General features: G+C 71.4%; 5 protein-coding genes. 2 read left to right on the top strand and 3 right to left on the bottom strand.

The annotated features are described in order from the left end of the window. Window positions 1–151: 151 nt before the first annotated feature. From ACFVX4_RS23460 to ACFVX4_RS23450, 3 genes are read right to left on the bottom strand one after another with little or no spacing between them, the layout of a single operon-like run. A complete protein-coding gene (locus ACFVX4_RS23460; RefSeq protein WP_389980480.1) occupies window positions 152–937 on the bottom strand; it encodes a 3-oxoacyl-ACP reductase in 786 nt (261 codons plus the stop codon). Window positions 938–942: 5 nt separating this feature from the next. After that, window positions 943–2,331 (bottom strand): aldehyde dehydrogenase family protein, encoded by a 1,389-nt coding sequence (locus tag ACFVX4_RS23455; RefSeq protein WP_389980478.1) that lies wholly within the window; start codon window positions 2,329–2,331, stop codon window positions 943–945. 38 nt (window positions 2,332–2,369) lie between these two features. Continuing rightward, entirely contained in the window at window positions 2,370–3,734 is a 1,365-nt protein-coding gene (locus ACFVX4_RS23450) for a glutamine synthetase family protein (RefSeq protein WP_389980477.1), read from the bottom strand. 271 nt (window positions 3,735–4,005) lie between these two features. Here ACFVX4_RS23450 and eat point away from each other — a divergent pair, with 271 nt between their 5' ends. Next, complete coding sequence (eat, locus tag ACFVX4_RS23445) at window positions 4,006–5,475, top strand: ethanolamine permease (RefSeq protein WP_389980475.1); 1,470 nt, start codon at window positions 4,006–4,008, stop codon at window positions 5,473–5,475. A 107-nt stretch (window positions 5,476–5,582) separates the two neighbouring features. Then, a complete protein-coding gene (locus tag ACFVX4_RS23440) occupies window positions 5,583–6,305 on the top strand; it encodes a gamma-glutamyl-gamma-aminobutyrate hydrolase family protein (protein WP_389980473.1) in 723 nt (240 codons plus the stop codon). Window positions 6,306–6,412: the final 107 nt, after the last annotated feature.

The following is a 6,412-nucleotide window of genomic DNA, read 5'->3' as shown; positions in this document are numbered from 1 at the left end:
GGGGGGGGGGGGGGGGGGGGGGGGGGGGGGGGGGGGGGGGGGGGGGGGGGGGAGGGAGGGGGGGGGGGGGGGGGAGGAGGGGGGGGGGGGGGGGGGTGTGGGGGGGGGGGGGTGGGCCCCCCCCCCCCCCCCCCCCACGTCCGCACACGGTCTAGAGCGGTGTGACGTAGGCGCCGGTGAGCCCGCCGTCCACCAGGAAGTCGGTGGCGTTGACGAAGGAGGAGTCGTCGCTGGCCAGGAAGGCCACGGCGGCGGCCATCTCGGTGGGCTCGGCGAACCGGCCGACCGGGATGTGCACCAGCCTGCGCGCGGCCCGCTCCGGATCCTTGGCGAACAGCTCCTGGAGCAGCGGGGTGTTGACCGGTCCCGGGCACAGCGCGTTGACCCGGATGCCCTCCCGTGCGAACTGCACACCCAGCTCGCGCGACATGGCCAGCACGCCGCCCTTGGACGCGGTGTAGGAGATCTGCGAGGTGGCGGCGCCCATCCGGGCCACGAAGGAGGCCGTGTTGATGATGGAGCCCTTGCCCTGGCGGCGCATGTACGGGATGGCGGCCTTGCAGCACAGGTAGACGGAGGTGAGGTTGACCTCCTGCACCCGGCGCCAGGCGTCGAGGCCGGTCTCCAGGATGGAGTCGTCCTCGGGCGGCGAGATCCCCGCGTTGTTGAAGGCGATGTCGACCGAGCCGTACGTGTCGAACGCGGTCCTGAACAAGGCCTCCACCTGTTCGGCGTCCGTGACGTCGGTACGTACGAAGAGGCCGTCGACCTCCTCGGCGGCGGCCTTGCCGCTCGCCTCGTCCACATCGGCGCAGACGACGTGCGCGCCCTCGGCGGCCAGGCGCCGGACGGTGGCCAGTCCGATGCCGCTTCCGGCTCCGGTGACTACGGCGGTGCGGCCGACCAGGCGGCGGCAGACAGCGGTGGTGTCGGTCATGGTGCTCAGGCCTCCGTGCTGATGAAGACGTTCTTGGTTTCGGTGAAGGCGGCGAGTGCGTCGGGGCCGAGTTCGCGGCCCAGTCCGGACTGTTTGTAGCCGCCGAAGGGTGTGGCGTAGCGGACGCTGGAGTGCGAGTTGACCGAGAGGTTTCCGGCCCGCAGGCCCTGGCCGACCCGCAGGGCACGGGCCACGTCACGCGTCCAGATCGATCCGGCCAGACCGTAGTCGGTCGCGTTCGCCAGCCGTACGGCGTCCGCCTCGTCGTCGAAGGGCAGCACCACGGCGACCGGGCCGAAGACCTCGTCGACGGCCACCGGGGCGTCCGGCGACACCCCGGCGAGGACGGTCGGCGGGTACCAGAACCCCGGGCCGTCCGGCGCCGAGCCGAGGATCGTCCGTACGCCGTCGGGCAGGTCGTCCACGAACGAGCTCACGCGCTCCCGCTGGACGGCCGAGATCAGCGGACCCATCTGGGACTTCTCGTCCGACGGGTCGCCGACCACCACGGCGGCGACGGCCGGTGCCAGCAGGTCGAGGAAGCGGTCGTAGGCCGGGCGCTCGACCAGGATGCGGGTCCGGGCGCAGCAGTCCTGACCGGCGTTGTCCAGGAAGGACATCGGGGCAGCGGCCGCCGCGGCCTCCAGATCGGCGTCGGCGAAGACCACGTTCGGGCTCTTGCCGCCGAGTTCCAGGGTGAGGCGCTTCACGCGTTCGGCGCAGCGGGTCATGATGTGCTTGCCGGTCCGGGTGGAGCCGGTGAAGACGATCTTGGCCACGCCGGGGTGCTCCACCAGGGCACTGCCGGCCACCGGCCCCTCGCCCGGCAGCACCTGGAACAGTCCGCCGGGCAGCCCGGCCTCCAGGGCCAGTTCCGCCAGGCGCAGCGCGGTCAGCGGTGTGGTCTCGGCGGGCTTGAGCAGGACGGCGTTGCCGGCGGCGAGCGCCGGAGCCGCGCCCCAGGCGGCGATCGGCATCGGGAAGTTCCAGGGGGCGATGACACCGATGACGCCGAGTGGTTCCAGGACGGTGAAGTCGATGCCGCCGGCAACCGGGATCTGGCGGCCCAGCAGGCGTTCGACACCGCCCGCGCAGTAGTCGAGGAGGTCGCGCACATTGCCCGCCTCCCAGCGGGCGTTGCCGATGGTGTGACCGGCCTCGCGGACCTCCGACAGGGCCAGTTCCTCGATGTGTTCGTCGACGACGGCGGCGAACCGGCGGAGCAGCCGGGCGCGGTCGGCGGGTGCCGCCGCGGCCCAGACGCGCTGGGCGGTGGCGGCGCGGGCGACGGCCGCGTCGACGTCGGCGGCGGTGGCGGCAGGGACGGTGGCGATGATCTCGGCGGTGGCCGGGTTCAGGACGTCCAGGCTGTGCGGTGCGGGCTGGTGGGACACGTACGGGCCTCGATCGGGAGTGAGGGACGGGGCGGAGGTCACAGGCGCTCGAAGGAGCGTCGCAGCTCCCAGTCGGTCACGGCGGCGTCGTAGGCGGCGAGTTCGACACGCGCCATGTTGAGATAGTGCGCGACGACCTCCTCGCCGAACGCCTCCTTGGCGATGGGGCTCGCCTCCCACAGGTCGGCGGCCTCGCGCAGGGTGGTCGGCACCTGCTCGTACTCGGAGGCATAGGCGTTGCCCGTGCAGGCCTCGGGCAGAGCGAGCTCGTGCTCCACGCCGTACAGCCCCGCGGCGACCAGTCCGGCAGTGGCGAGATACGGATTGACGTCGCCGCCGGGCAGCCGGTTCTCGAAGCGCCGGGAGCGGCCGTGGCCGACCACGCGCAGCGAGCAGGTGCGGTTGTCGTGCCCCCAGGCGACGGCGGTCGGTGCGAAGGAGCCGGGCTGGAACCGCTTGTAGGAGTTGATGTTCGGCGCGTACAGCAGGGAGAAGTCGCGCAGGGCGGCGAGCTGTCCGGCGAGGAAGTGCCGCATCAGGTCCGACATGCCGTCCGGGCCGTCACCCGCCATCGCGTTGTCACCGTTGTCGTCGGTGAGCGAGAGGTGGATGTGACAGGAGTTGCCTTCGCGCTCGTCGTACTTGGCCATGAAGGTGAGCGAGACGCCCTCCTGCGCGGCGATCTCCTTGGCGCCCGTCTTGTAGACGGCGTGCTGGTCGCAGGTGATCAGCGCCTCGTCGTAGCGGAACGCGATCTCGTGCTGGCCGAGATTGCACTCACCCTTGGCCGACTCGACGGTCAGCCCGGCCGCCTGCATCTCGTTGCGGATCCGGCGCAGCAGCGGCTCGACGCGGCCGGTGCCGAGGATGGAGTAGTCGATGTTGTACTGATTGGCCGGGGTCAGTCCGCGGTAGTCGCGGTCCCAGGCCTCTTCGTAACTGTCCTTGAAGACGATGAACTCCAGCTCCGTGCCCACCTGGGCCCGGTAGCCGAGGCCGGCCAGCCGGTCCAGCTGCCGGCGCAGGACCTGGCGCGGTGCGGCGACGACCGGGCTGCCGTCGTTCCAGGCGAGATCCGCGACGAGCAGCGCGGTGCCCTCGTGCCAGGGCAGCAGGCGCAGGGTGGCGAGGTCCGGGAGCATGGCGAAGTCGCCGTAGCCGCGCTCCCAGGAGGACATGGCGTAGCCGTCGACGGTGTTCATGTCGGTGTCCACGGCCAGCAGATAGTTGCAGCCCTCGGTACCGTGCTCCAGAACCTCGTCGAGGAAGAACCCGGCGGCGAACCGCTTGCCCTGGAGCCGGCCCTGCATATCGGGAAAGGCCAGGACGACGGTGTCGATGGACCCGCTCGCGACGAGTGAGCGCAGCTCCTCGACGGCGAGCGGGGGTGTGCGGTCTGCCACGGGATTCCTCCTTGGGTGCACCGAGATCCATAAGGTATGGCAGGGGACCATTGCTTGGGAAGAGGGACCGCTCGGTGGCGGCGAATCGGCTTCGACGAGGTGCCCGGCGTACCCGTCACGAGCGCGGCGCACATCCATAACCACTGTTTGACGCGTGCCTCTTGTGTTTCCCTTGGCGTTCCACAAAGGTGTGCCGGTGAACCTTTGATAAAGGCCCGCTTCGCCTCCCACGCCTCGACGCAGCGCCGTCGACCCACATCTGGAGCGCCCCATGGCCCAGGGAACCGACACCCCCACCAGCCCACCCGGCGGCACGGCCGGCGCGGTCACCGGTACGGACGAGTACCTGCACCGTCGCACCCTGCGCCGGGGCAGCGCGGGCTGGCTCCTGTTGACCGGACTCGGCGTCGCGTACGTCGTGTCCGGCGACTACTCCGGCTGGAACATCGGCCTGTCCAAAGGCGGCTTCGGAGGACTCGCCGCGGCCACCGTGCTGATGGGGCTGATGTACGCGTGCCTGGTCTTCGCGCTGGCGGAACTCTCCGCCATCCTGCCCACCGCCGGCGGCGGCTACGGCTTCGCGCGCCGTGCCCTCGGCACCTGGGGCGGCTTCCTGACCGGTACGGCCATCCTCATCGAGTACATCCTCGCCCCCGCCGCCATCTCGCTGTTCATCGGTGACTACGTCGAGTCCCTCGGCCTGTTCGGGCTCACCTCCGGCTGGCCCGTATACCTCGCCTGCTTCGCCGTCTTCATCGGCATCCACCTCTGGGGCGTCGGCGAGGCGCTGCGGTTCAGCCTGATCGTGACCGCCGTCGCCGTGGCCGCTCTGCTCGTCTTCGCCATCGGCGCGTTCACCGACTTCGACGCGGCCCGTCTCGACGACATCCCGGTGGACACCGGCGCGTTCGGCTCCTCGTCCTGGCTGCCCTTCGGGCTGCTCGGCATCTGGGCCGCCTTCCCCTTCGGCATGTGGTTCTTCCTGGGTGTCGAAGGCGTGCCGCTCGCAGCCGAGGAGGCCAAGGACCCGGTCAGGTCGATGCCGAGGGCGCTCGCCATTTCGCTGACCGTGCTGGTGGGGCTGGCGGTGCTCACCTTCCTCTCCGCCACCGGCGCCCAGGGCGCGAAGGCCATCCAGGAAGCGGGCAACCCCCTCGTGGTCGCACTGGAGGGCAAGGGTGGTCCCACCGGCCTGAGCCGCTTCGTCAACTACGCGGGCCTGGCAGGTCTGGTGGCCTCGTTCTTCTCACTGATCTTCGCCGGATCCCGTCAGCTGTTCGCACTCTCCCGGGCCGGCTACCTGCCGCGCTTCCTCTCGCTGACCAACCGCCGCAAGTCCCCCTACCTCGGCCTGCTGATTCCCGGCGCGATCGGCTTCACGCTGGCCGCCTGGATCGGCAACGGCGGCCGGATGCTGAATGTCGCCGTCTTCGGCGCCACCATCAGCTACGCGCTGATGGCGCTCTCCCACATCGTGCTGCGCCGCCGCGAACCGCACCTCGAACGTCCCTACCGCACGCCCGGCGGCGCGCTCACCTCGTCCGTGGCATTCGTGCTGGCATGCTCGGCACTGGTGGCGACCTTCCTGGTGGACCGCGACGCGGCGTTCATCGCTCTCGGCGTGTACGTGGTGGCGCTGGCCTACTTCGCCTTCTACAGCCGTCACCGCCTCGTCGCGAGCGCCCCGGAGGAGGAGTTCGCCGCCCTGGCGGCGGCCGAGGCCGAACTGTCGCGGGACTGAACGGGACCGCGACGTACGGGCGTTGTACATACACCCGCCCCTGCCGCACCCGTACGCGACAGGGGCCGCACCACGACCGAGCAGCGAACGAACCGGAGGAGGGGGCCATGACCCGGCCCGTCATCGGCATCAGCACCTACCAGGAACCGGCCCGGTGGGGTGTGTGGGAATTGCCGGCCGCCCTGTTGCCCGCCTCCTACCCGCGCCTGGTGCGGGCGGCCGGCGGCCTGGCGGTGATGCTGCCGCCCGACGACACCGCCGACGCGGCCCGGGAGGCCGTGGCGGCGCTGGACGGTGTGGTGATCGCGGGCGGCGCCGACGTCGAACCGGCACGCTACGGCGAGTCGCCCGACCCCCGCACCGGTGCACCCGCACGCGCCCGCGACGCGTGGGAACTCGCCCTGATCGAGGCGGCGATCGACCGGCACGTCCCGCTGCTGGGCATCTGCCGGGGCATGCAACTGCTCAACGTCGCTCTCGGCGGCACCCTGCACCAGCACTTGGACGGGCACACCGGAGGCACCGGCGTCTTCGGCGAACACACCGTCACTCCCGTTCCGGGCACGGTGTACGCGGCGGCCGTCGCCGGGCCGAGCGTCGTGCCCACCTACCACCACCAGGCCGTGGACCGCCTGGGCTCCGGCCTCACGGCAAGCGCGCACGCGTCCGACGGCACCGTGGAGGCCGTGGAACTCACCGACCACGAGAGCCTGGTGCTGGGGGTCCAGTGGCACCCCGAAATGGGCGACGACATCCGGGTCATGACCGCTCTCGTGGACGCGGCGGCCCGGCGCCGCTCCGCCACCCGGACGGGCGCGCCCGTACCGTGACCGCCGGACATCGGGCGGGGCGGGGCCGCCGGGCCGGCCGGTACGGGTGGGCCCCGGCCGTTCTCTTGTCATCGGCCTTTGCCTGCACATAAGTTGGGCGCTTGCGA

The sequence above is a fragment of the Streptomyces sp. NPDC058240 genome (assembly GCF_042882135.1).
Taxonomy (GTDB): domain Bacteria; phylum Actinomycetota; class Actinomycetes; order Streptomycetales; family Streptomycetaceae; genus Streptomyces.
Note: the sequence above shows the minus strand (reverse complement) of the source record. Positions and strands in the feature narration are given on the sequence as shown.

Coding starts and splice junctions, on each gene's coding strand:
- ACFVX4_RS23460 (WP_389980480.1), bottom strand. CDS start 937: ATGACCGACACCACCGCTGTCTGCCGCCGCCTGGTCGGCCGCACCGCC.
- eat (WP_389980475.1), top strand. CDS start 4,006: ATGGCCCAGGGAACCGACACCCCCACCAGCCCACCCGGCGGCACGGCC.
- ACFVX4_RS23440 (WP_389980473.1), top strand. CDS start 5,583: ATGACCCGGCCCGTCATCGGCATCAGCACCTACCAGGAACCGGCCCGG.